At 36.2% G+C, this 26353-nt stretch carries 22 protein-coding genes and 1 pseudogene; 9 read left to right on the top strand and 14 right to left on the bottom strand.

The window, feature by feature from the left end:
- Positions 1 to 81: 81 nt before the first annotated feature.
- Positions 82 to 2553, bottom strand: coding sequence for an ATP-binding protein (locus tag ASF92_RS02265; protein ID WP_056087206.1), 2472 nt, complete (start codon positions 2551 to 2553; stop codon positions 82 to 84).
- 247 nt (positions 2554 to 2800) lie between these two features.
- On the opposite strand from ASF92_RS02265, the gene ASF92_RS02260 reads away from it, so the two are divergent.
- The 8 genes from ASF92_RS02260 (at position 2801) to ASF92_RS02225 (ending at position 9421) form a co-directional block, all read left to right on the top strand.
- Positions 2801 to 3490: a YafY family protein gene (locus ASF92_RS02260; protein WP_056087205.1), complete on the top strand. Its 690-nt coding sequence runs from the start codon at positions 2801 to 2803 to the stop codon at positions 3488 to 3490.
- A gap of 209 nt (positions 3491 to 3699) precedes the next feature.
- Positions 3700 to 4260, top strand: coding sequence for a DinB family protein (locus tag ASF92_RS02255; protein WP_082489426.1), 561 nt, complete (start codon positions 3700 to 3702; stop codon positions 4258 to 4260).
- Positions 4261 to 4586: 326 nt separating this feature from the next.
- Entirely contained in the window at positions 4587 to 5561 is a 975-nt protein-coding gene (rluF, locus tag ASF92_RS02250; RefSeq protein ID WP_056087202.1) for a 23S rRNA pseudouridine(2604) synthase RluF, read from the top strand.
- 114 nt (positions 5562 to 5675) lie between these two features.
- Complete coding sequence (locus ASF92_RS02245) at positions 5676 to 5879, top strand: DUF2683 family protein (protein WP_056087199.1); 204 nt, start codon at positions 5676 to 5678, stop codon at positions 5877 to 5879.
- The gene (locus tag ASF92_RS02240; RefSeq protein ID WP_056087197.1) at positions 5855 to 6136 is read left to right on the top strand and encodes a Txe/YoeB family addiction module toxin; all 282 of its coding nucleotides are present in this window, start codon (positions 5855 to 5857) and stop codon (positions 6134 to 6136) included. Before ASF92_RS02245 ends, ASF92_RS02240 begins: the two co-directional genes overlap by 25 nt.
- A gap of 1 nt (position 6137) precedes the next feature.
- Positions 6138 to 7199, top strand: a complete 1062-nt coding sequence (rlmN, locus tag ASF92_RS02235) for a 23S rRNA (adenine(2503)-C(2))-methyltransferase RlmN (RefSeq protein ID WP_056087194.1) — start codon at positions 6138 to 6140, stop codon at positions 7197 to 7199.
- 113 nt (positions 7200 to 7312) lie between these two features.
- Positions 7313 to 8032, top strand: coding sequence for a ComF family protein (locus tag ASF92_RS02230; protein WP_056087191.1), 720 nt, complete (start codon positions 7313 to 7315; stop codon positions 8030 to 8032).
- Between the two features lie 18 nt (positions 8033 to 8050).
- Entirely contained in the window at positions 8051 to 9421 is a 1371-nt protein-coding gene (locus ASF92_RS02225; protein WP_056087189.1) for a hypothetical protein, read from the top strand.
- A 302-nt stretch (positions 9422 to 9723) separates the two neighbouring features.
- Here the strand turns inward: ASF92_RS02225 and glyA are convergent, their stop codons facing one another.
- Entirely contained in the window at positions 9724 to 10995 is a 1272-nt protein-coding gene (gene glyA / locus ASF92_RS02220) for a serine hydroxymethyltransferase (RefSeq protein ID WP_056087185.1), read from the bottom strand.
- A 62-nt stretch (positions 10996 to 11057) separates the two neighbouring features.
- Positions 11058 to 11801: a ScpA family protein gene (locus tag ASF92_RS02215; RefSeq protein WP_056087183.1), complete on the bottom strand. Its 744-nt coding sequence runs from the start codon at positions 11799 to 11801 to the stop codon at positions 11058 to 11060.
- 188 nt (positions 11802 to 11989) lie between these two features.
- Here ASF92_RS02215 and dxs point away from each other — a divergent pair, with 188 nt between their 5' ends.
- A complete protein-coding gene (gene dxs, locus ASF92_RS02210; protein ID WP_056087180.1) occupies positions 11990 to 13918 on the top strand; it encodes a 1-deoxy-D-xylulose-5-phosphate synthase in 1929 nt (642 codons plus the stop codon).
- Positions 13919 to 14454: 536 nt separating this feature from the next.
- Here the strand turns inward: dxs and ASF92_RS02205 are convergent.
- The 11 genes and pseudogenes from ASF92_RS02205 to ASF92_RS02155 all read right to left on the bottom strand — a co-directional run bounded on the left by ASF92_RS02205 (position 14455) and on the right by ASF92_RS02155 (position 26353).
- Entirely contained in the window at positions 14455 to 15846 is a 1392-nt protein-coding gene (locus tag ASF92_RS02205) for an undecaprenyl-phosphate glucose phosphotransferase (RefSeq protein WP_056087178.1), read from the bottom strand.
- A 188-nt stretch (positions 15847 to 16034) separates the two neighbouring features.
- Positions 16035 to 16871, bottom strand: coding sequence for a glycosyltransferase (locus ASF92_RS02200; RefSeq protein ID WP_056087171.1), 837 nt, complete (start codon positions 16869 to 16871; stop codon positions 16035 to 16037).
- A 13-nt stretch (positions 16872 to 16884) separates the two neighbouring features.
- Positions 16885 to 17721, bottom strand: coding sequence for a 2OG-Fe(II) oxygenase (locus ASF92_RS02195; RefSeq protein ID WP_197413212.1), 837 nt, complete (start codon positions 17719 to 17721; stop codon positions 16885 to 16887).
- 2 nt (positions 17722 to 17723) lie between these two features.
- The gene (locus ASF92_RS02190) at positions 17724 to 18881 is read right to left on the bottom strand and encodes a glycosyltransferase (protein WP_056087168.1); all 1158 of its coding nucleotides are present in this window, start codon (positions 18879 to 18881) and stop codon (positions 17724 to 17726) included.
- A gap of 219 nt (positions 18882 to 19100) precedes the next feature.
- The gene (locus tag ASF92_RS02185; protein ID WP_157263682.1) at positions 19101 to 20069 is read right to left on the bottom strand and encodes an O-antigen ligase; all 969 of its coding nucleotides are present in this window, start codon (positions 20067 to 20069) and stop codon (positions 19101 to 19103) included.
- Between the two features lie 232 nt (positions 20070 to 20301).
- Positions 20302 to 21384 carry a glycosyltransferase family 1 protein gene (locus tag ASF92_RS02180; RefSeq protein ID WP_255353107.1) on the bottom strand — a complete coding sequence of 361 codons (1083 nt, stop codon included), beginning with the start codon at positions 21382 to 21384 and terminating at the stop codon, positions 20302 to 20304.
- A 5-nt stretch (positions 21385 to 21389) separates the two neighbouring features.
- Positions 21390 to 22757, bottom strand: a complete 1368-nt coding sequence (locus ASF92_RS02175; RefSeq protein WP_056087160.1) for a CDP-glycerol glycerophosphotransferase family protein — start codon at positions 22755 to 22757, stop codon at positions 21390 to 21392.
- Positions 22757 to 22969: pseudogene (locus ASF92_RS21325) on the bottom strand (hypothetical protein); the annotation flags it as partial. The gene ASF92_RS02175 and the pseudogene ASF92_RS21325, both read right to left, overlap by 1 nt.
- 389 nt (positions 22970 to 23358) lie before the next feature.
- Positions 23359 to 24330: an acyltransferase gene (locus ASF92_RS02165; RefSeq protein ID WP_056087155.1), complete on the bottom strand. Its 972-nt coding sequence runs from the start codon at positions 24328 to 24330 to the stop codon at positions 23359 to 23361.
- A gap of 5 nt (positions 24331 to 24335) precedes the next feature.
- The gene (locus tag ASF92_RS02160) at positions 24336 to 25145 is read right to left on the bottom strand and encodes a glycosyltransferase family 2 protein (RefSeq protein ID WP_056087152.1); all 810 of its coding nucleotides are present in this window, start codon (positions 25143 to 25145) and stop codon (positions 24336 to 24338) included.
- A complete protein-coding gene (locus ASF92_RS02155) occupies positions 25142 to 26353 on the bottom strand; it encodes a hypothetical protein (RefSeq protein WP_056087149.1) in 1212 nt (403 codons plus the stop codon). Before ASF92_RS02155 ends, ASF92_RS02160 begins: the two co-directional genes overlap by 4 nt.

Below are 26353 nucleotides of genomic sequence, written 5' to 3'. Positions count from 1 at the left end.
GGATGTACGCCAAAATTTCACTTGAAGATTGTAATAGATAGTTATTAGTTTTTTCAGAATTCAGTTAAGCTGTTTGAATGATTAAAATGAGTAATCCATCTCTTCCATTGCCCTTATTAAAGCATCTAATTTCTTCAATTGAAAAAAAACATCTGTTTTAATACTGCTTTCTAAACCCTTTTCAGCAATTTTAGTCTCTAATACCCTGAAAGAACCAGCTAAAGTTTTTGAACCCATTTGTGCTGTTCTTCCGGCAAGACGATGCGTAATAAGTCTGCTCTTATCCTTATTGTTTTCCCGGATATAGGTTCTCAATGCTGTGGCATCATCAATACAATCCTGTTTAAACCGATTGAGGATTTTTTCAAGCATCTGCTGGTCGCCGAAAGTCATTTTTTCGATCGAAGAGAAATCTAATTCCGGTTCGTCCGTCAATATTTCAGTTTTATCGAAAATAGCAAGTAAATCAACAGCTCTGAATGGTTTCATTATCAAACCATCAAATCCTTCACTTAAAACCATTTCACGTTCCTCCGGCAAAACCTGTGCGGTAATGGCATAAAACTTGACATTAGCTGGCAATTTTTTCTTCAAAATGTGACGCAATTCTAAGCCTGTCATCTCGGGTAAGCGCATATCAACCAGCACATATTTCAGGTTGATATCAACCACTTCATGCAAAATATCAGCAACCTGACTAAAACCTTTAAAAGGGATTTTATTTTTCTCAAAAATTATCTCACATAAATCAAGGATTAACCTATCATCGTCGATAATCCAAACCGTTCCAGGGTTGATTATTGCATAATGCTCCAAATCCATAGTGTCAATTATGCGTTCCTTAGTTTCCTGATAAGTTAAATAAATATTAAAAGTAGTGCCAATGCCAACCTTACTTTTTACATGAATCCTCCCGCCTTGGGCCTCAATTAGCGATTTCACAATTGGTAGACCTAAACCAGTGCCGGTTTGATTCAACACATATCTATCCGGAGATTCAATCTGCTCAAATTCATTAAAAATCCTTGTCACGTCTTTTTCCTCGAAACCAATACCTGTATCCTTAATGGTAAAATGAAAATGCAGATTATCGAGTTGTTTTTTGCAGGAAACCCGGAGATTAATCTCTCCTTTTAGGGTAAATTTAACTGCATTACCCAAGAGGTTAAATAAGATTTGCTTTAATCGGAAAGCATCACCTTTAACAAATTCAACATTGCCTAAATCCAAATCAGCAACTAAGTTTAGCGATTTCTGCTCCGCCAGCGGACGAACCACTGAAATCACTTCATTTAGAATTTTCCTTACATCAAACGCCTGGTTATTAAAACTGAACTCGCCTGAAATTATTCGATTATAATCAAGAACTTCATTCACAATTTGAAGTAAGTGGATGGACGATTGGTAAATTGCATCAACGTCTTTTTTCTTAGGATTATCATTCTGAGAAATCAATTCTGCATATCCTAAGATAGATTGCAGCGGTGTTCTGATTTCGTGACTCATGTTAGATAAGAACCGCTGTTTTGCTTTGCCGTGATATTCAGCCTCATCTTTGGCTTGTTCTAATTCTTTCCGATATTTATTACTCTTCGTAATATCTGTTAAAATTAAATACAGCAGGATTACTGTAAGCAGAAAGAATGCAATAATAATCGCTGTGATTTGGGTAATTCCATCGTTAACCACTTTCTTTGCTTGCACGCCATTAAGGTCAACCTGGGCAACAGCCTGACCTTCAACTTCGCGTAGAATCTGCAAAATCTGGTTTGTCAAAGCATTACTTGCGTTAGATAACTCGGCCTCACGTTTTAAAAACTTCTGGCTTTTCTGACGTTGTTCCAACTCAATATTTTTCAGGGATCCAGTCATGCTTTTCATAATGCTGTCTTCGGCCCTGGCGTTTAATGTGTCGCGTTTTACCTTAAATTCCTCGTTAATGATTTTGTATACATCGGCCTTCTTTTTACCAAAAAGCTTGCTCAAAAAGCCTCTCGATTTTTCTTCTTCCTCCGGCGCAACGGTTGTGGTTGATGTCGTGGTTTCAGTCGTTAGTACAGCGCTGTCTGTCTGACGTGCACGGGTAGCCACAAGTTTATTCAGCTTTTGAACTTCATTTGAAAAAGATTTGGTGTTTACCAAAGTCTCCCGAACCTGCAGGTAAGAGATAAACTGCTTATCACGTTCCACCAGTAAGTTGCGTATCGACCTGATTCTTGCGAGTTGCAGGGAATCGTCTTTATACAGTTTGCGAAGCGTATCCAAACTCGACCTTAACTTCCTCGATTCCATTAAAAAACTTGAATTGCCCTGTTTGTTAAAAGCCTCATCACGCTGTAACTGGTCCAATCTGGCAATTTTGTGCGATAAATCGTTAACAATTCTCAACCTGTCATTCGGCGCTGAAATCTCTTCAACAGTATTCAGCATACGCGTAAAAGCAAATTTGCTGATGCCCCAAGCCATAAGCAAAGCAAAACAAGCGAATAAAAATCCGATAATTACTTTACTTTTTACTGCCCTGAAGAAACGTTTCTGGATTTCAACTGCCATTAAATGTGAATTGTGCTTTTATATAGAACGAATATTTTTCGGAAAAGACATATTTAACTAACAGGTACAAATAACATACCAAGGAAGTTTTATTTTTTTATCGGGGTTGCGAAAACGGGATAATTTAATACCTATACTCTTCGCAAGAAATATTATTCGCCCGGAAACACCAATTTAAACAGAATAAATTTCCGTGAATTCCGTGTTTCCGTGGCAATTTTCTCTAATTTTAACCAAGCCTAAAATTATGAACCGCATCGACCGCCTTTTCGGGATTTTAACACTACTTCAATCAAGAAAATACATTACTGCGGATAAAATTTCTGAAAGGTTTAGCATCAGTGTTCGTACGGTTTACCGCGATATTAAGGCTTTACAGGAACAAGGAATTCCTGTTGGTTTCGAACAGCCAAAAGGTTATTTTTTGGTTCAAGGCTACTTTTTACCACCTGTTTCATTTAATATGGATGAGGCCAATGCCTTACTACTAGTAGAAAGTTTGGTCAACGGTTTTGCCGATAATTCCATTCGTTCTCACTACTCTGCGGCGCTTACAAAGGTTAAATCGGTTTTAAAAACCAGTCAGAAAGAGAAGTTGGAAACCATGAACCAACACATCAAGCTGCAGATTCCTGAGCGCTTAAATTTCAATTACGGATATCTATCGCTTTTACAGCAAGCGATTTCTGACAAAAAAATGGTTGAGCTGGACTATAAAAATGCCAAAGATGAATCGAGCAAACGTGAAGTAGAGCCAATCGGTTTAATATTCTATGCTTTTAGCTGGCATTTAATTGCCTGGTGTCATTTCAGAAATCAATACCGCGATTTTAATTTAACGAGAATTATTTGCTTAAAAACGCTTGATAAATCATTCATAAAAACAGAACACATGCCATTAAGTGATTACATGAGCATGTTGCCAGTTAATTTTTGATGGTCAGCACATCAAACCTCGTCTACCGTAATTGAAGGCTACTATCGTCTTGACTTCATCGAAGGATAAATATTTCTATTTGTACTATAAAGGCATTCAAAGCGATCAGATGGTTTTCTGATTATTTAAAAAATTCAGGTTATTTTTTCACGCTGCCATAGGGTTGTCACCCACCCCTGTTTCCTTTGTATAACAAAAACCAAAAAGCCATGAGCATAGCAGACTTACTATTAATGGAATTAACCACGATGGAAAAAACAAAACAGAAAAATATGGACATCCTTAAAGCATTATTGAAAGAATTCGAAGCTGAATTCAACACCACAAAAAAATTTATGGCGCTGGTACCTGTTGATAAATTCGACTGGGCGCCCCATGAAAAAAGCATGAAAATGAAATCGCTGGCCAGCCATATCGCGGAACTACCCGGTTGGGTAAGTTTGGCGCTTACAACTGATGGCTTAGATTTTGCAAAGATGCCTTATGAAGAGAAAAAGGTGGAAAGTAATGAAGATTTGTTGAAACTCTTAACGGAAAGCTATGAAAGCGGCAAAGCAGCGTTAGAAAAAGCGAATGTACAAGATTTTGATAAGCAATGGACATTACGCAATGGTGAACAAACTTTAGGTGATTGGACGAAATATGAAACAATACGCACTGCATTCAGTCAGACAATTCACCACAGGGCTCAATTAGGCGTATATTTAAGGTTGTTAAATATACCAATCCCCGGAAGCTATGGCCCTAGTGCCGACGATCAGAACTTTTAATTAATAACCACAGAGCACACAGAGAGAAGCACAAAGAACACAGAGTTTAGATGAATAACATTCTGTGTTCCACTGTGAAAACTTGCGCCCGCTGCGGTAAAATTTCTGTAATTCCAATAATTCAGCGCTACCTTGAAGTTACATCCCAAACGCCAACGACTAAAATTTTAATTAATAACCACAGAGCACACAAAGAAAAGCAAAAAGGAACACAGCGTTAGACGAATAAGATTCTGTGTTTCTCTGTGAAAACTTTGTGCCCTCTGTGGTTAATTTCTCTAAGTACCTTATGGTTTATTCAGTAATTATTTCCGTAAAATTGCAGGATGAACAACAATGCTGCAACCCGTTTAAATAAATTTATCAGCGAAAGCGGATTGTGTTCCCGCCGCGAAGCGGATAGATTCATCGAAAAAGGAACGGTTTTCATCAACGGCAAACGGGCAAAAATCGGCGACCAGGTTTTGCCAGGCGACAGGGTGATGGTAAACGGCCATAACATAGAGCCGAAAGAAGCTTCTAACTTCATCCTCCTGGCATTCAATAAGCCCGTTGGAGTTACCAGTACAACAGAATCAAATGTTAAAGATAATATTGTAGATTATGTTAATCACAGCGAACGTATCTTTCCAATCGGTCGTTTGGATAAAGATTCTTCAGGATTAATCTTCCTGACCAACAATGGCGATATCGTCAACAAAATTCTAAGAGCCGGCAATAAGCACGAAAAAGAATATGTGGTTACGGTTAATAAACCGGTTACGGAAGATTTCGTTTTTGAAATGAGTAATGGCGTACCTATTTTAGGTGTCAATACCAGAAAATGTAAAGTGCGCCAGATTGGGCCCTTTGTATTCAATATCACTTTAATTCAGGGCTTAAACAGGCAAATCCGTAGAATGTGTGAACATTTTGGCTATGAAGTGACTAAGTTGGAACGCACGAGAATAATGAACATAAGCCTGAAAGGTATTCCAACAGGAGAATTCAGGGAACTTACTGAAGAGGAGCTGAATGGCATTATGAAGAGTGTCGAAAAATCTTCATCAGAGGCAGCCTCAAAACCTAAAAATACCAAAAAGAAAACCAATTCCTGGGAAGAAATTCCGGAGCCAAAGCAAGAGCAGCCCAAAAAGTCATTCAAACCATCATCAAAACCTGCTCATAAATCGGGTGCTAAGAAATCTTCAGGAAACTCATCAGCAAAACCGATTGGCAAAAATACTTCATCAAACAGAACTGCAAGGCCAGCGAAAGGCAAGCCCACAAGTAAATCAAACGGCAGACAAAGAGGAAGATAAGCCAATAAATTGTAAAATTCTGAATCCCAAACCTTGCTTTATGCTTTAGCCTTTCAGCTTAAATGCTTTTTGAGTAACTTTGTATTAATCGTTTGCCACGAAATAAAGTTTAATATGGAAACATTAATTATGCACCCCGAAACCAAAGAGCAGTTAGCTGCTTTAAAAGCTGTAGCTAAGGCATTAAAGGTTAATGTTGAAACCACAAAAAGCCCATACAATCCTGAGTTTGTCAGAATGATAAAAACAGCTGAAAAAAGAGGGAATTTCAAACCAATTGATGCAAATGATATATGGGGAAGTTTAGGCTTGAAGTAGAAGAATTAGCTCAAAATCATCTCAAAAAGCATTATAAATCTGGAAACAAAGCCAGTATAAAAAAAATAGAAAAAATTCTTATCGAACTTACCGAAACACCTTACAGTGGCGTCGGCAATCCTGAATTGCTTAAACATGAATTAACCGGCTTTTGGGCAAGGAAAATAAATCAAAAAGATAGAATGATTTACAAAGTGGAAGAAGAGATCGTTACCGTTTTCATCATTTCCGGAATGGGTCATTACAGTGATAAATAAAATGTTAGAAAAAACAGCAAAAAAAACCGATATCCGCTCATTAGATTTGCCTCAGCTGCAACAGCATTTAACCGCGATGCAGCAACCTGCGTTTAGGGCAAAGCAAATTTACCAGTGGCTTTGGGAAAAATCGGCAACTCATTTTGATGAAATGAGCAATCTTTCTAAAGATTTGCGCAAAGCGTTAGATGAAAGTTTTACCATTAATGCCGTTCAGGTTAACAATTCTCAGTTCAGTAACGACCATACCATTAAAAATACCTTCCGCCTTGCGGATGGAAATATCGTAGAAGGTGTTTTAATTCCTCTGGAAGACCGGATGACAGCTTGTGTGAGCTCGCAAGTTGGATGCAGTTTAACCTGCAAATTCTGTGCAACTGGTTATATGGACCGTAAACGTAATCTAAATGCTGATGAAATTTACGACCAGGTGGTGTTAATTGATAAACAAGCAAAACAAAATTACAATAACCCATTAACCAATATCGTGTATATGGGTATGGGGGAACCGCTTTTGAACTATGCAAATGTGATGAAATCAATCGAGCGCATAACTGCGCCGGATGGTTTGAATATGAGTTACAAACGCATCACGGTTTCAACAGCAGGAATTGCTAAAATGATTAAAAAACTTGGCGATGATGGCGCAAAATTCAATCTTGCGCTTTCCCTGCATGCTGCGGATGATAAAAAACGAAACGAGATTATGCCCATCAATGAGGCCAACTCATTAAAGGCTTTAGCCGATGCTTTAAAATATTATTTCGCGAAGACCAAGAATCCTGTAACCTACGAATACATTGTTTTCAATCATTTTAACGATGAAATTTCTGATGCCATGGATTTGGCAAAGTTCTGCAAACACATTCCATGCAAGGTTAACCTTATCGAATACAACCCGATTTCCTTTGCCGATTTTACAAATGCAGAAGGCGATAAAATCGATGCATTTTCCAACTATTTGAAAAGCCAGGGAATAAACACCAATATCCGCCGTAGTCGTGGTAAGGATATCGATGCAGCCTGTGGACAATTAGCTGTGAAAGAAGAAGCCGGAGCCTAGTTTCTGGTAAATTGAAACTTAATCAATATGAGAACCCTTTAATTTTGAAAACCCTGATAAAGGCATTATATTTATTTAGATAAATTTTTAGTTCAATATTTGCAGCCTTTATCATGGAAATCCACCAATCAAGTAAATCACAATTCAGACGATGGGTTTCTGACTTGATCGGATTACTATTTCCAAATCTATGTAATGCCTGCGGAATAAATTTGTTTCGAAGCGAACATTTAATTTGTACCAAATGCCTGTATGATCTACCATTTACAGATTACCACATTCATGCTGAAAACCGGGTAGCCAAACAGCTCTGGGGAAGAACACCATTCCATGCCGCAATGGCCCTCCTGTATTTCAGGAAAGGTGCTAAAGTTCAAAATCTTATTCACAATTTAAAATACAACAACAAAACCGATGTGGGTATATTGCTGGGCAATCTGTTAGGCGAAAGGTTGAAAGTTAGTCCGATTTACCAAAATATAGATCTGATTATCCCAGTCCCTTTACACCATAAAAAAATACGTTCAAGAGGCTATAATCAAAGTGCCTTTATTGCATCAGGCACATCTGAAAAATTGGATGTCATTTTCAATGATTCTATTTTAACCCGGAATAAAGCCACTGATACCCAAACCAAAAAAAATCGATACAGTCGTTACGAAAACATGAGAGGTGTTTTTGAAGTTCCAGACCCTGAAATTATTAAAGACAAACATATTCTACTTATCGACGATGTAATTACGACCGGGGCAACACTCGAAGCATGTGCCTACGCGTTGATGGACAATGGCGCTTCTAAAATCAGCATCGCGGCACTGGCATTCGCCGAATAATTTCACCATATTTGATTCATGCGGTATTCGTTATTGAGCTTTATTGTTTTAATTATGTTCCTCTCGGCTTGCCGCAAAAATGAATACATAACAACGGATGCTAACGCAAAACTAACATTATCCCGAGACAGCGTGCTGTTTGATACAATTTTTACCTCTATTGGCTCTACAATACAAAAAGTTAAGCTATTAAATAAAAATGGCAAGGCGTTAAATATTTCGCAAATTAAACTATCCGGGGGCAGCAGTTCTCCATTCAGTATTAACATCAACGGTCAGCTAATATATTCGAGAGATAATCTAATATTAAATGGAAACGATTCATTAACTGTTTTTATTAAAGTAACCATTAATCCTGATGCCAGCAGTAGCACCTTTTTGGTACAGGATTCCATACTAATCACCTCAAACGGTAATAAACAATCTATCCCGCTTTTGGCTTACGGCCGCAATGCAATTTTTGTTAATAACGCAAAAATAAATATCAATACTGTATGGACAAAGAGCTTACCTTATGTAATAAGCGGCTCGCTCGACATAACAAATGGGTCCACTTTATCTATTCAACAAGGCTCAAGAATTTACTTTCATAAGGATGCAATGATAAACATAGAAGGTGTTTTGTCTGCAAATGGTACCTACAATGAACCTGTAGTATTTTGCAGCGACAGGTTGGAAGCCCAATATGATAACGAACCCGGCCAGTGGAAAGGCATTTATATCAAACCTTCCGGGACGGGCACTATAAACAATGCAATCATTAAAAATGCCTCAGCTGCAATAACTTCTGATTCACTATCGCCTAATGCCAATCCTAAATTAATTTTAACGAATACGATTATTAAAAACATGCAGGTTGCCGGATACATGGGCTACCATTCGGAACTCATCGCATTCAATAACCTATTTTATAATTGTGGAAACTACCTGGTTTATGCAATTGGTGGCGGGAATTATACCTTTAAGCAAAATACCTTTGCAGGACTTAATCCTACTTTTCCGCGCAAAGCAGCTGCTTTAACTTTTTCTGATTATTTGAACGCTAAATCTTACAACAAGCTAAAAATCGATTTAACTAATAATATTATATGGGGAACTTTGGCAAACGAATTAGCTATACAGGATAAATCAACAGCTTCCCCGCAATACAATTTAAACGGTAATTTGATTAAAACAACCAATACAAATTATAATTCTGGAAATATAATTAATACCGATCCGCTGTTTGTTTCAGCAAGCCGTGGAGATTTTACACTTGCCAATAACAGTCCGGCAAAAAAAAAAGGGACGGACTTGATCAATGACCAATATTTTAACACCTACCTGAAAAAAGATTTAAAAAATAACCAGAGGACCTTCCCCTCATCCTTGGGTTGTTATGAGTATTAAATTTTTTTTCGATTATTTAAAACATTTTATATTTCACCGCGTTTATATATTCGAGAGCGTTAATTTAGATGGTAAGGGTCGATATTTCTTCAAAAGGATATCGGCCCTTTACTTTGGACCAGGGTTCTAGGATTGAAGGACTTCCAAAACTGGACCAAAATTACAGGATTTAAGGATTTTCAAGATTGAAGTTCGAAAAATCTTTTAAAGGACAATAACCAAGGGATTTGTCAAAGCTATTGAATACAAAAAAAGCCTTACAAATTAATGTAAAGCTCTTCTTTAACCATAAAGATTAGTAATTATTTATAAAGTGGAAAAGCACTCACCAGTTTGATAACTTCTGCTTTTACTGCATCAAGATTTGCCTCGTCTTCAGGATTTGTTAAAACCTGATCAATTAAATCAACGATTTTTTCCATTTCAGCTTCTTTCAAACCACGGGTTGTAATTGCTGCCGTACCCACACGGATACCTGAAGTTACGAATGGCGATTTATCATCAAATGGAACCATGTTCTTATTTACAGTAATTTCTGCTTTCTCCAATGCATTTTCGGCAACTTTACCGGTTATATTTTTATTGCGAAGATCGATTAACATTAAATGGTTGTCCGTTCCGCCTGAAATAATGCCGTAACCTTTAGCCACAAACGCTTTTGCCATCGCTTGTGCATTTGCAGCAACCTGTTTAATGTATGTACCATACTCATCACTTAAAGCTTCACCGAAAGCAATCGCTTTAGCTGCAATAATATGTTCTAACGGACCGCCTTGTGTTCCAGGGAAAACTGCCATGTCGAGCAAATTGCTCATCATGCGTGGTTCGCCTTTTGGTGTTTTTAAACCCCATGGATTTTCAAAATCCTGTCCCATCATAATCATACCACCGCGAGGACCACGTAAAGTTTTATGTGTTGTCGTCGTTACGATATGGCAATGAGGAAGTGGGTTTGCCAATAAACCTTTGGCAATTAAGCCTGCAGGGTGAGAAATATCAGCCAGCACCAATGCACCAACTTTATCAGCAACAGAGCGGATAAAAGCATAATCCCATTCTCTTGAATAAGCAGAAGCACCACAGATGATCAATTTCGGCTTTTCTGCAAGCGCAACCTCTTCCAGTTTCTTATAATCAATTAGGCCTGTTTCTTTATCTACACCATAAAAAAATGGCTGATATAGTTTTCCTGAGAAATTGACCGGAGAACCATGGGTTAGGTGACCGCCATGCGAAAGATCGAAACCTAAAATTTTATCGCCAGGCTGAATAACAGCCAACATGACTGCAGCGTTAGCCTGAGCACCAGAATGTGGCTGGACGTTAACCCATGCGGCACCAAACAGTTCTTTAGCCCTGTCGATCGCAATTTGCTCAACAACATCTACAACCTGGCAACCACCATAATAGCGTTTTCTAGGTAATCCTTCTGCATACTTATTGGTAAGTACAGAGCCTGCAGCTTCCATAACCTGCTTGCTTACAAAGTTTTCCGATGCAATAAGCTCTAAACCATGCTCCTGGCGGTTTAATTCCTTATCAATAAGTTCAAAAATTTGGCTGTCGCGTTTCATCCTTAATAGGGTTTGTGATTTTTCTTGCAAAAGTAAGAAATTAGAAATTAATTAAGCTGGTGTTAAGCGGTTGCTTTTACATTAAAGTTATTAAAACCGCTGCCAATGCTTATCTCAACGATTTGTTGCTGCAACATTTCCAGAATGGCCAGGAAATTATAAACAAAATGGACTCTATTTTCTGAATTTATTCGTACCATATTAAAATCAATTTGCTCATTAATAGCCAAAAGATTTGCAATAAAATGTTTTTGTTGCTCGATGGTGTAAGGATATTGTACAACAGTATGTTTCACTTCCTGGCTACGGATTTCATATTTCTGAATGGTTTTGTGATAAACCATCAATAATTTATATAAATCCAGCGAAAGCAATTCGTCCTGATGCGACGAAGATTCGGCTGCTAAAGTTAAATCGTAATCAATGTTACCCCTCCGCTCCTGCTGCATTCTTCCCTCTTCCAAAAGCCTTAATTCTTCTGCAGCTGATTTGAATTGTTTGTACGCAATAAGCCTTGCGATCAAATCCTGTTCCGGATCGAGTTCATTTCCCGATTCGTCAAGCTCTGTCCTTGGCAAGAGCATTTTAGATTTAATGCGCATCAGCGTCGCTGCAACTAATATAAATTCGCTTGCAACTTCTACGTTTAGCGCCAGAAGCTGATGAATGTAGGCGAGGAAGTCGTTCGTGATTTTGGCAATTTCAATGTCCTGGATGTTGAGCTCATCCCTTTCTATAAAAAACAGCAATAAATCGAAAGGACCTTCGAAAACCGGAAGCTTGATCTCAAAATTTTCTTCTTGCATCTGTAAAAACAAACATAATAAATTATTAAATGCGATTTTGCGAATACGCTAAAATACATGGCGTTCAACACATTTAATTAAAATGATGATTTTCACCAACTATAGCCGATCGTGTTATTCGGTATTTTTTTATTAAATATTAGAACAAAAATACGTTTCTTTGTATCTTGTTTATCATCCAAAACCGAATGCAAGTAAAAGCTGGCCCCCTATTATCTAAAATTAACTATCCCGCTGATTTAAAGCAATACAGCGAGGCTGACTTAGAGCAGATAAGCCAGGAATTACGTCAATACATTATTGATGTGGTGAGCGTAAACGGAGGCCACTTTGGTGCAAGCTTAGGGGTGGTTGAATTAACTGTCGCATTGCATTATGCACTTAATACGCCTTATGATAAGCTGGTTTGGGATGTAGGTCACCAGGCTTACGGCCATAAAATACTAACCGGCCGTCGCGAACTTTTCCATACCAACCGGATTTATAAAGGCATTAGTGGTTTTCCAAAAATCAGCGAAAGCGAATACGATACTTTTGGTGTTGGGCACTCTTCCACTTCTATTTCTGCGGCCTTAGGAATGGCGGTAGCCTCACAGATTAAGGGCGAAACAGACAGACAACACGTTGCCGTAATTGGTGATGGCGCAATGACAGCAGGATTGGCTTTTGAAGGTTTAAACCACGCGGGTATTGAGAATAGTAATGTGTTAGTTATCCTGAATGATAACTGCATGTCCATCGATCCGAATGTTGGTGCATTAAAAGAATACCTAACCAGCATTACCACTTCAAAATCTTACAATCGCTTTCGCGATGACATATCTAATGTATTAACAGGCCTTTCTAAATTGGGGCCTAATGCACATAAATACGTTAAAAAGATTGAGAAAAGTATAAAAGGAACTTTACTTAAGCAAAGTAATTTATTTGAATCGCTGAACTTCAGGTATTTTGGACCGGTTGACGGCCATGATGTTAAACGTTTAGCCGCTATTATAAAGGATCTAAAGGATATTCCTGGTCCTAAGCTGCTACATTGCGTTACGGTAAAAGGTAAAGGATTTGCATTAGCAGAAAAAGACCAGACCAAATGGCATGCGCCAGGTTTATTTGATAAAATTACGGGTGAAATCAAGAAAAGTGTTCCTGATAAACCACAGCCACCAAAATACCAGGATGTTTTTGGCCACACCATGGTCGAACTTGCGGAAGCGAATGATAAGATTGTGGGAATTACGCCTGCCATGCCTTCCGGATCATCATTAAACATTATGATGAAGGCCATGCCGACACGTGCTTTCGACGTAGGTATTGCAGAACAACATGCCGTTACCTTTTCAGCCGGATTAGCCGCACAAGGATTAGTTCCTTTTTGTAACATTTACTCAAGCTTTATGCAAAGAGCATACGACCAGGTTATCCACGATGTTGCCATACAGAAGTTAAATGTTGTGTTCTGTTTAGACAGGGCTGGTTTAGCAGGTGCCGACGGCGCAACGCACCACGGTGCTTACGATATCGCTTTCATGCGTTGTATTCCAAATTTAGTGGTATCATCACCAATGAATGAGGAGGAATTGAGAAACTTAATGTTTACTGCACAGCAAGAAAATGCAGGTCCTTTTGTAATTCGTTATCCCCGCGGAAATGGTGTGATGCCGGATTGGAAAAGATCGTTTAAAGTCCTGGAAATTGGAAAAGGTCGTAAAATTTGTGATGGCGAAGAAGTCGCATTGCTTACCATTGGTCATGTTGGAAATTTCGCTGTTGAAGCAAGGGGTGAATTAAACAGTGAAGGCCTTTATCCAGCACATTACGATTTACGCTTTGTTAAACCTTTAGATGAAGAAATGCTTCACGAGGTTTTTTCAAAATATAAACACATCATTACGGTTGAAGATGGAACACTTCAAGGCGGCGTAGGTTCTGCAATTTTGGAATTTATGGCCGATAACGGTTACAATGCCAATGTAATTCGTTTAGGTATTCCGGATCAGTTCATAGATCATGGAGAACAGCCAGAACTTTGGGCCGAATGTGGTTACGATAAAGCATCGATAATTGAAGCCGTTAGAAAAGTTGGCGTGAAACGTACAACAAATACGATGGTGGGGTAACAAAATATCTCCGCTTCTGGAAATGCAGGCTGTCAGCTTGAGGGATAATTTATTGTATAAAAGTCAATATTAGTGACGTAGAATTGTCTTCTCTTGTCATAAGGCACTGTCTGGCCTCGGCTCGCCGCCGCCGAAGGGCTCTTTCTTTTTGGCATCAAAAAGAAACAAAAACTGCCGGCTGAAAATTTTTCTTTTGAAGCCAGTTGTGAGTCCAGAACAGTGCAGCCCGAAAAATTTGTTAGGCCGGATTTAAGTAGAACGGGGATACCGTGTTCTGGCCAAGCTGGATGGAAATGCGAAAGCAATTAAAATACTGATTGATAATGATTTACAGAACAACGTCAATGGTAGCCTGCTAAGAGTTGTTATATCTAACTCATTAAATAAGCTCAAACTCCGCAACTTTCATTCCCCTCTTTCAGAGGGGTGTCTGCAGGGCGGGGTGTTACTTATCCGACATTAATAATTATTCTCCATAAAAAGGGGTAAATGTTTAATCCAACATCTACCCCCTTTTAATTCTTAGCAATTATATCTTAAAAAGCATTATCTTCGCCTTTTACCATATTTATCACCGTCATAAAAATGATTTTGACATCAAGCATTGCCGACCAGTGTTCCAGATACCAGATATCGTGTTCCACCCTTTTTACCATTTTATAATCCTCTTTCGTTTCACCTCTATAGCCGTTTACCTGGGCCCAGCCAGTTATACCTGGCTTCAGAAAATGACGAACCATAAATTGATCAACAATTCCTTTATATCGTTCAGTATGGCTTAGCATATGCGGTCTTGGTCCAACAACACTCATATGTCCCATGAATACATTAAAAAATTGAGGAAGTTCATCTAAACTCGATTTGCGGAGAAACCGGCCTATTGGTGTGATTCTACTATCATCTTTTGAGGCCTGCTTTAAATCACTGTCGTTATTTATGCTCATGCTTCTGAATTTAAAGCACCAGAAAGGTTCATCATCACGACCACTTCTTAACTGTTTGAATAATACAGGTCCTTTGCTCTGAAGCTTAATCAGAATCGCTAATATTGGATATAACCAACTCAATACGAAGAGTATCACAAATCCACTAAAAACCACATCAATTAATCGCTTCTTAAACCTATTATGTATCGCTTCTAAAGGTTCAGAACGCAGCGATATTACAGGAAACTCATTTCCAAGATAACTAACAGTATATGGTGATAATAAAGCGCCACTGATATCAGGGATAAATTTTAAGCGTACGCACTGACGCTCTGCTTCGGCCGTAAGTAAAGGCATGTCTGCCATCCGCTCCGGCGCTATTGTAACATAAATATCTTTTATGCCTTTTTCTACAGCTTGCTGAAATTGCATACCAACTGCATCAGATAAGTGACCATTTCTATCTAAATAATCTTTGTTTCCGTCCTCTAGGAAACCATGAAACTCAATGTGTCGTTCTTTTTCGAAATAGGAAGCTAATTGTATGCCAGTTGCATTATTACCCATTATAGCAACAGATTTTACACCTCTCAAATGATTAAACAAAAGAAATTGAAACGAGGTGCCAATAAACCTGTTGAGTAGAAATACAACACCCAACATCGCATAAAATACAACTAAAAAAACTCTTGAGAAATCATTCTGTCTGGAAAAGAACAGATAAATAGAGAATAGAATTACGTGTAGTGCAACACTTCGCCATGTCCCTCTGTATATTCTTTCTAGCCGTCGTGCGCCGTGTTCAGTATATAGGCCAAAAGTAGTAGTGCTAATTATCCAGATTAAATTACAAACAACAACATAATGCCACTGTAATTCGGAAGCAACTTCTTTCCCTAACAACTTAGTAAGCTCATAAGAAAGAAAATACACAATATTGACCATTAGCAGGTCGGTAATAGGCAAAATATATTTTAAAAGATATAAGTAACGTGTTTGCATAGGTGATCCAAAAAATCATGCAAAAATATCATTGTTTTTGCATAATAATAAATTACGTTAACAAATTAGATGCCGAAGATTACGATTACATCGATATAACTGCAATTAGTGTATTTAGTAGCGGATATACCGAACTAATTATTGTTTTAAGCAGATGATATTTTTTCAATTAAAAAAACCAATAGTATTTACTGCTGTACTGACTTTTTTAATATACGGTTAATCAGGCTCCTTTCCTGATCAAAAAACCAACCCCATTTTCTAAAATAGTAAAATGCACTTTGGATGTGATACTGTAGCAATTTTTTTGATTTATAAGAGCCCTGTTCTAAAGCGTGAACGATTTGAATTTCAGGAAAATAGAGAGTCTTATATTTTTGATGGATTCTTCGCGTCAAATCTACATCCTCTAGATACATGAAGAAATTTTCGTCGAAACCACCAACCTCTTCAATAGCCCGGTTTCTCAGGAACATAAAACTGCCTGGCAAATTAGGGATATTGTGAGTGCGGGTGTAATCCAAATCTTTCATTAGATATTGATCCATGCTTTTTTGAAAAACAGGTTTAAATACACCAGGTAAAAACCTTCTAATTATAAGATCAAACGGAGTTGGAAGCATTCTGCACATTAACTGAGCACTGCCGTCCGGATAGAAAATAGATGGGCTAAGCAAGCCAACATCTTCATGCAATTCCATGTATTTCAATGCTGTTGGCAATACCCGAGCGTCAAAACTAATATCAGGATTTAGTATGATATGGTAAGGTGAAACAAGCTTTGAATATTGTAGTGCGACATTGTGCGCCGCACCATAACCAACATTTTTTCCCAGATATACATACTCAATCCGATCATCAATCGCCAGCTTTTTAAGTTCGTTGGTTAAAGAATTGTCGATAAGATACAATTTTACAGACAACGTAGTTAAAAAAAAGCAGGCGATTACCTGTTCAATTTCTTTAGGATTACTATGGTAAAGTACGATCGATGCGGTAAGATCAAATTCTTTCTCTATTCCCAATTGTTGTTATTTATTACTGTTGATCGTTGTTTTTCTTATAAACATGAGGGTTTTCCCGAACGCCTTTTTTGAAGATTTTTCTTAACCCAGATCTTAAAATATTATCCCCTTCAAGTACAATATCTCTCAATTTCTGCTCTGGTCTCCCTCTAAACGATGTAATATGAAAAGTATCACTTTCTAATAAAGGTGTTGGAGAAAAATAATAGTTTGAAACGCAACACCTAACGCCTTCGTGGGTAACCGGACTAACTGAATGCCAAGATCTTTGGTGCGTTGCCATCACAGCTAATCTATTGAATTTACTGTGTATTACAATTTGTTCCTTCTTTATTCCATCTGGCCAGATTTCTAGATTGCCGCCAAAATCTTGTTCCCATTGTGGTGTAACATAATACAACAAATTTAACACCCGCCAATGGTTTCTATCTTTATCATGTGAATTATCCAAATGCGGATTTAAATAATTCTGATAGCCCATCATAGAAATACCTCCGGCATATAAATTTTCATCCGGGTATATTTCAGGCAAATTACATATCCTACTAATTAAGCCTACAATTCTCTCATCCTGAAACGCATAAATTATCTCCTCTAAAAGAGGATTATATTTATCCATTTGAGCCGCGATATACTTATACTCTCTTAAGCTACGCTTCAACTTAACATCCTCTGGTTTTGGAAAAGCGTTATAAATTTCTGTTGCGATTTCCTGAGGTAGAAGATCATCAATGTAGAAATACCCGATCTCTTCTTTAGATGATTCATACTGATGTTTAAGCGTTTGCTCTACATCTAAAAGCCTTTGAAATATTAAATCAGCTAACGTTACTCTGCTTATTGTTTCCATAATTATATTTGATAATTATCTAATTTAAGAATATTTACGTTTGATTCTACTATTAAGAATTGAAGCAAATCATCCCAATTATTAAAAAAAGGTTGCTTAGGTTGGATTATTTTACTTTTGGTAAATTTCAAGTTACCTGTTATTGCTGCGTCTATACACCGTGTCAAATCATCAACACTATTTGCGTCAAAGTATTTTACAAAAGGGTAATCACCTACTGTTTCATGTGCATAGGGCAAATCTGCAACAATAATAGGTTTCCCCAACGGCTTAAACTCACTTAAAGGCAATCCCCAAGATTCTAATTTAGACGGAAACAACAAACTATCACACTTCACATAGTAATCTTGCACCTCCTCTCTATTAATCTTCCCTAAAAACTTAACATTTTCAATGCCTTTAAACTTATTAAAAATATATCTGCTATATCGGTTTTCGTTACCACTTATTGTTACGAGCAATTCAAAATCATCTCTTTTTGCCGAAATCTGATTGATGGCATTAAATAGCACTTCAAAATTTTTAAACACACGTGGAAATGACGGGTAAAAGAAAGTATATTTCTTTTTAGCAACATTATCGTTTATGACGGTATTATTTACTTGATCGTTAACGTTAAGTTCCGGATAGGCAACTATGGTTTTGACACCATACCTTTTTTCAAACTCTTCTCTCAACCAATTTTGCTGAACAATCACAAATTTATTCTTCTTAATATTGATACGGAAGAGATGTTTATAAAAAAAATTAAACAAAATCTCCTTAAAATTTAGCCAACCTTCTTTTAAAGGAAGTTTATAAAACGAAGAAGAATTATGGCAATAAACAACCTGAAATTTACAATTTACATTTGGTGTAATATCATGAAGGGAAATCCATAAATCTGGTTTAAGCTGATTAGAGATTTTCTTTGAATAGATAAATTCAAAATATAATCTCCGAAACCATGATGATTTTACTTTTGGATACTCATATACAGTAAATGAATCAAGATATTCTTGCACAAGCTCCTTTTTATGTACAAGTAAGATGATCTTAAGTTTATAAGATTGATTTAGTTTACTAAGAGAGAATAAACAATCTTGCAGAATACTGAGAATCCCTCCTTCTGTTAGGTTAACACCTGATATAATTACCCTCTTTTCCTTTACACTATTCATTATTTCTTATTATTTTTTGGAAACATCCGGTAGAAAAACATGTATTCATTCTATTTCTTTAAACTATATGGATAACAAACCGTATTAAATAGTGTACCGCGAAATTAACTAAATAATTTTAGCTCAGCTAAAGTTTGGAAATATTTTTATAATCCCATTTATTTACTTATTAAAGGTATATTGATACATTTAAGTGTCTGTTATTGGGAATTTAAAATATTATAAGTTTGTAACCGAACTGCCTATATTATTTTGTTTTCGCTTAAAAGCAGCTACAACAATCCCTAAAAATACCCAAATATAGGGAAGATTATATGCCGCAACAGTTCCCCATCCTACCAAAGCAACAATCCATATTACCTTGTGAGCGGGTTTAAGATTTTTATGAATTGAAGTGCAAAACCAAATAAAGAAAATTAAGGATGTAACTCCACCTGAAACTAGGATATAAAAAAATAAGCTAAATACATCTCCATAATCTAGGCCCATTGCTTTTGCGTAAAATTGAAAATTGCCAATTCCAATGCCTATAATCGGATTTTCCATGGTAAGTTTATATGCGGTAAATAAAGAGCCAAATCTCTGTTTAAATGAATCATCTACTTCTAAAAGATCATGGACATTAAGGCCTGATAAATAAGTAGTAAAAATCAAAACTACGGCTATAATTGCAAGAATTTTAAAGAACATATTCAATTTCTTCCAAATCAATACAAAGATTAACACAACAAACATTAGATAACCGGTTCTAGATAAGCTAAGAATTAAATTCAGAAACGTAACTCCTAGCAACAAATAGTTTTTACGCTTTAACGAAAGGCCTAAAGCAAAGTTAAATGCAGTAAAAAAACCCCAAAATGAGGGTTCTGGCGATAAGGAATTTAACCGAGCACCGTTGGTCTCACTAAATGATGCCGTTAAACCTCCTTTGGAAAAGTTACCTGAATTATTAAAAAAGTCAAATATAGCTCTTACGAATGGCTCGTAAACCAAACCGATACAAAAGAAAATCAATGATGATACACACAAATAGGAATTGAATTTAAACCAATTTGTGAGCGTTTTATCCAGGTCTTCGTTACTTAAAGCATACGAATTCTGAGTCGTTTTAAAGATTAGATAAATAAATATAAAATTGATCATCTGTGTAACGCTCACTAAATGAAATCCATTGATGGTATTAATCATCACAGAGAAGATCATTAAAATCAGAAAACAGATAAATAGGTAATCATAACTCCTGAGCTGGTATCTGTTCCAATTAAAAGGGATTAAGATACAAGCTAAACAGTAGGTAAACATAACCAAATAGCTCATAGGCAAATTGGAATGCGGAATAAAAGAAAAATTTATAAATGGACTTGTAAATAGAAAAAGATAAAGGAAAAACTTATTTATTTTTATTTTGCTAATTACCATATCAATCTCTATAAACATTTAACGTTTCGCTACCCATTTTTTCCCAAGAAAAATGAGTGACTCTTTGTTTCCCACTTTCTACAAGCATCCTATAGTTTTCTGATTGTAAAATTAATTCAGTTTTAGCTACAATATCTTCTATATTATAGGGATCAACTAAAAACTTCGAATCATATCCCGCTATTTCTCCACAAGAAGAAGAATAAGAGGTAAGTACTGGTACACCACAACTCATCGCTTCTAAAATTGGAAATCCAAAACCCTCATAAAGAGAAGGAAACATCAATACTTTTGCATGCCTGTACAAATTGATCAGATCATCCTGTGAAACGTAATTTAAATGGATCACTTTATTCTCAAGTGTTTGATTTTTATTTAAAAACTCAATGATAAGAGTTGGATCGATTGAACCTGTAATTACAATTTTAAGCTGATTATATTTTTGAGCTAAAATTGAATAGGCTTTCAATGTTCTTTCTAAGTTTTTCCTTGAATGAGAAGCGCCAACACAGAAGAGGTAATCTTGGTAGGGATTTGAATTTAAAGGAACTTCAGTTTTTGAGAAATTACTGAAGCCATTATAAACCAACCTCGTTTTTTCTCTCAAACTCGGCTGAGGAAAATATTCTTCAAAATCCGCCAAACAGCTTTTAGAAATGCAGATAATCCGATCTGCAGCTTTGATAGAATGTTCGAGAATCAGTTTGTAATATAACTTCGTTTTGTAATCAAAAAGTTCGGGATGTTTATAAAAAGCAAAATCATGTATCGTAATGACTTTCTTTTTTGCTTTTAGAAAATAAGGGAGGCTAAAACTCGTAGAATGGAAAACATCAGGATTTACGGCTTGTTTTGTGATGCCATATAGGTTATAAAACAGCTTGGTTAAGGATCCTGCTTCAGCCTTGTTTAGACTTTTATAATTCGTTTTCTCAATTTCAGGATTCGCTGGAATTTTACTCAAAGAATAGGTTTCTAAATCTAGATTTACACGATTTAAAAATTTAATCAATTCGTATGTATAAATTTCTATACCCGACCATTTGTCTCTTTCAAGTGGAAAAAGGTTGATTCCTACCTTCATCATATTTATCCTATTAACGCTACAATCTGGTCAAAAATTCTTTCTCCCGCATTCCCATCCAATTCCATCACCTGCTTTTTCACCAAGGCCTTTCTTTCAGCTTGATGAATCGTTGGATTAGACAAGTATAAATTGATCTGCTCAACTAGCAATGGAAAACTTTCAGCTATAAAACAGGCTTTACCATCAACAATATGCTTATAATGTGTGTATTTATAGTATCTGGCAATACTTCCTTCATATTCATTTTCATTCGACTTTATGTCAAAACCAATATTGATTATCGGCGTATCGAAACATGCGGCATCAATTGTAATTGTAGATGCGATATTTAACACCACGTCACTATATTTCATAGTCTTACCCAAGTGGGTGACATTGTCATTAGTGGGCTTCCAATTCTTTAACGATTTATCTGGCTTACTTCCATATTCATCAACAACTACGCCTATTTCAGTTTTCAAGCTGGAATAATCTGTTTCGTCCATAGGATGTGGACGAATAAGCAACAGAAAACCTGGAAGTGAAACATTTCTTTCTTTCAACAATAACGTAGCTAATGTCAAATGTGATGCCCCATAATAAACCTGCGGAATTGTTGTAAGGGTAATTACTGGAAGGTCACTGTCAAAACCTAAAGACTTTTTGAAAGCAATTCTTTCATCAGCGGCAGCGATGATTGCGGGATATGGATCAAAAACCGGAACACCGCAAGCAAAGATCGTATCCTCATTATAATCGTGGAAATAAATTCCTTCCTGTTTCATTATCTCGTTCCATACGATGAGGTAATCTGGATTAAAATAAAACGGACCTTTTGCAGTTAGGTTATCCCAACTATAAACAGGCGAAACAGATTTAATACGGTTTTTTTTTGCATAAAAAAGAAACGGCAAATCGAACTCTTTCTGTCCTGGTGTTGACGTAATTAAAAAATCTATTTTTTCCTTTTTAAAGATATCATCAACTAAAGTATCTGCAAAGCTAAGTTCTAGTTTTTTTAAAAGGAGCTGAAGTGCTGATTGACTTTTCTCAAGTAATTTAATGGCCAAATCAACCGGCGATTTCTTTCTACTGGCGTTGATTTCGTTTTTTATATTTAATGTCTCCGTTAATTTTTTAGCTGTACTAACCAAAACCTTTTTGTAAAGACTCCTAAATAGCATTTTAGGTTTATTAACCTGAACTCCATATGCTAGAACAGTATAGGTTAACTGATTTTGTTTCGCGTAATTTTGTAGATCTTCAACCAACGTAGGAATAGTTACAATAGCAACATCATACTGCGTTGCTATCCTTTTAACGATAGCAGTATCTATTAAATATCTGTAGTGGAAACCATCTGCAATGGTGATTAAAATTTTCTTTTTCATTAAGATTGTCCTCCGAAAAACGGCCTATAATAAACCGATTCATAGGCTTGTTCTTTTCTTGTCGTAATTACTTTTGCTGGATTGCCACCTACAACTGTATAATCTGGCACATCCTTCGTTACTACAGCCTTAGCAGCAACTACAGCACCTTTACCAATGGTCACCCCTGGTAAGATAAGTGCATCGTAACCAATCCATACGTCGTCCATAATGGTAACCATACCGCCTTTTAATTTGAAAGATTTATCATTATAATCATGCCCCATGGTTAGGATAGTCGTTTTTCTGGAAACAGATACATTTTCTCCGATTATGCAGCCTCCTCTTCCATCAATTAAAGATTCGGAATTCACGACTGTATTTTTACCTATTGCAATCGATTTTCCAAAAAACTTCACATTGATATGAACTGCGGAACGGGGATTAATTTTAAATTTATATACCTTCCTATAAAATAAGTTTCTTAAACTATTTGATGGAAGGTGAAGAATGACATGATTCAACAGATAAAATTTCAGCCCTCTTAAAATAGAAATCACACTTTTATATAAAAAGTCAAAGAAACCATTTGCAGGATTTGATGGTGATTCTACAAACTTCATCATGATGTGACTTTTACATTTTTAGCTAATTTAATAGATGGAAGTTCTACCAATCTATAAAACACATATGCTACTCCAATAGAAAATAATATACCAACACATAATATAAATATTGGATTGATTTGATGGCTGGATTTATTTAAGTAATTGATTACTCTTCCTCCAAAAATATCATGCGTCAAATATAAAGAAAATGATACATTACCTAAAAATAATAGTGGTTTGCTTGCCACATTTGTAAGAAAGAGTATTGTGGCCAATGTACCTAAGCCTGCTATTGCTTGTTCAACCTTAAAAAAGTATAAGCAGGCGGAGAAAACTACTAAAGTACATAAACCTGCCTCAACCTTGTTTATATTCTTTAGAAAGTAGGCTTTGGCGATAAAGCCGAAACAAAAGAAAGTTGAGTAGGACAAAAACGTTTTGTAATTATCTTTAATAAGTGGGAAAATGCAGATAAGCAATAAGAACAAAAAAAAACTTTTTTTATTCCTAAACATCAGGGTATAAAATAATCCCATAAATAAATAAAACTGAAATTCAACGCCGAGTGTCCAATAAAATTCCTCAATCCAACGATAGCCGAAAAATGGATTTAAATAGCCTACGTGTAAGACAAGTTGGGTAAAGCTAAAATCAGAATCTTGCTTATTTAGAAAAATACTTGAAAACCATAAAAGCAAAAATGCCACCAATACTGAAATTAAATAGGGAGGCTCTATTCTGAAAATTCTTTTCTTCAAAAAGAACCAGAATTTACCGAAATTATAATCGTATTTCGCCATTGAATAAGGGATCACAAATCCTGAAATCACAAAAAACATCTCAACGCCCAACCAGCCAAAACCGCTAACAGATTTTAGCGTTGGGTAAGCATTCAGGTAATCGCCATGACCTAAAACAAAGTGAAAGATGCAAACAGAAAGTGCTGCAATTCCTCTAAGGCAATCTATTACTTTGAGATGATTCATTTTGCTTAAAGCTCAATTTGTTTTAAATAATCTTTCCAATACCAGTCTTGGTTTACCGGTGTAAGTTCCATACCTGCTTCATCTAATCTAAAAAATACCCAATCAATGATCTGTTGATTTGTTTTATATGGTTTTTCTATTTTTTCGTTAATCGCATAATTAATCTGTTTTTTAATTAAAGAGTCATAACTTATATTATTAAAATGAACGGACATGAGATCATTTCTTTCTACTACTTTCCCTTTCAATCCCAATGGGAAATTACGTCCAATTGTTGGTCTGAGTGGCTCACCTCTCAAAATCAACTTAGCAATTCTCTTTTTAAAATCACCTTTTGGATTTGGCCAGGTTAAACGCTCAGTTGCCCTGATTAGAATTGGATTCAATACATTTTTTGCCGGCGAAACCCATTTATCGCTTTCTGAACGATAAAAATCATAACCTCTCCAAGGAGATATCTTTTTGAATTGGTAAACATCCACGTCTTTAGCTTCCATCATCACCCTGATCTCATCTTTAATTCGGGGTTCTACCATTTCATCTGCATCTGTATAAAAAATCCAGTCTGCCCCTCTTTCGATCGCCGCTTTAGTTAATCTATTCCAGTTTAATGGTTCATTACGGAACTTATCCGATCTTGGTTTATTTTTAATTATCTGCGTAACCTTCGGGTAACTTTCTAAAATTTTAATGCTATCATCTGATGACCCATCATCTAATGCGATAATTTCATCGACAAACTCAGAGAGCGCAGATAATGTATATTTAATTACCCAAGCTTCGTTTTTTAAAGGAATGCAAGCTATTAATTTCATTTAATTTTTGTTTTTATTGGTTTGATGTAATGTATGAATGTAAAAACCGTTAACACTACCAATCCGTAACACACATTTAAACCAGCGATGCCCAGGTAAAAGCGATCAATATTTACAAGCGCAAGTATAGTGATTTTCAATAGTATAAGTAAAACAACGGCGACATTTAACGGCAAAAGTTTATTCTTTACAATGAGCACATCAACCATTACATTTCTGATAGAAAGAAATGGAATGGAAAAGGCAAGGACGGCAAAAATAGCTATTGATTTATGATATTCAGGGGCAAAATATTGTACAAAAAGACTCATGATGATATAAGAAGCACCCACAAGAACGCCGGTTAGTACAAAGTTAATTCCTGTAAGTTTATACACCTGCTTTTCATTTTTAATCATGTTTTTCGCATTGCTGGAATAGTAAAATACAGCAACTGAAGATGGTAAAATCAGTAAAACAGTAATGAAGGTTTGGATGAGTGAAAAATAGCCATTTTCTTCTAATGAAAATCGATAATTGATCATCCAGATATCAGATGACGTATAGGCAATTGAAAGTAACGACGGCACAATCATTTTTGAGCTTCTGATGAAAAAAACCTTTAGTCTTTGGTAATAAAGCTTAGGTCTAAATTTGGTAATGAAAGTTTTCTTTCGAAGATAAACTAAACCGATAAATGAGGAAACCAAATTACCAATCAGCATCCCATTTAAGTTTCCATACATTGCACCAACAATTACAAAAACAAATCCCGTAATTGCTAAAATATTAGTATAAGTGGCTATTGTATTAAAACTTGCTCCGATTTTATTAATTGCGACATAAGTTTCAGAAAATTGGGTAATGAAAATAGAACTTACAAAAAAGGCTACTATAATGGGAAAATAGCCCAATGTAGAAAACTGATCAATTTGTGTAAAGCCGAAAATTACGGTATAAATTAACCCAAATACAATGGTTAACATCACGTTTGTACGGATCAGAAGCGAACTATAAAGTTCTACACTTCCCGTTTTACCTGCCCGGTAATATGCAAGAGAATTAAAACCAAGATTATAATACCGGAAATAGCCCAAAAATGTAGAAACCAGCGACCACGCACCTAAGCTTTGAGGCAATAAAATCTTTGCCAATGCAAATGATCGAAATACATTCAACACAACCGAAAGGTAATTACTGAATAAATATTTTGCTAGTTTTTTAACCAT

It is taken from the genome of Pedobacter sp. Leaf176 (assembly GCF_001424305.1).
Classification (GTDB): Bacteria; Bacteroidota; Bacteroidia; order Sphingobacteriales; family Sphingobacteriaceae; genus Pedobacter.
The sequence above is the reverse complement of the archived record's forward strand: the minus strand, read 5'-3'. Positions and strand labels throughout refer to the sequence as shown.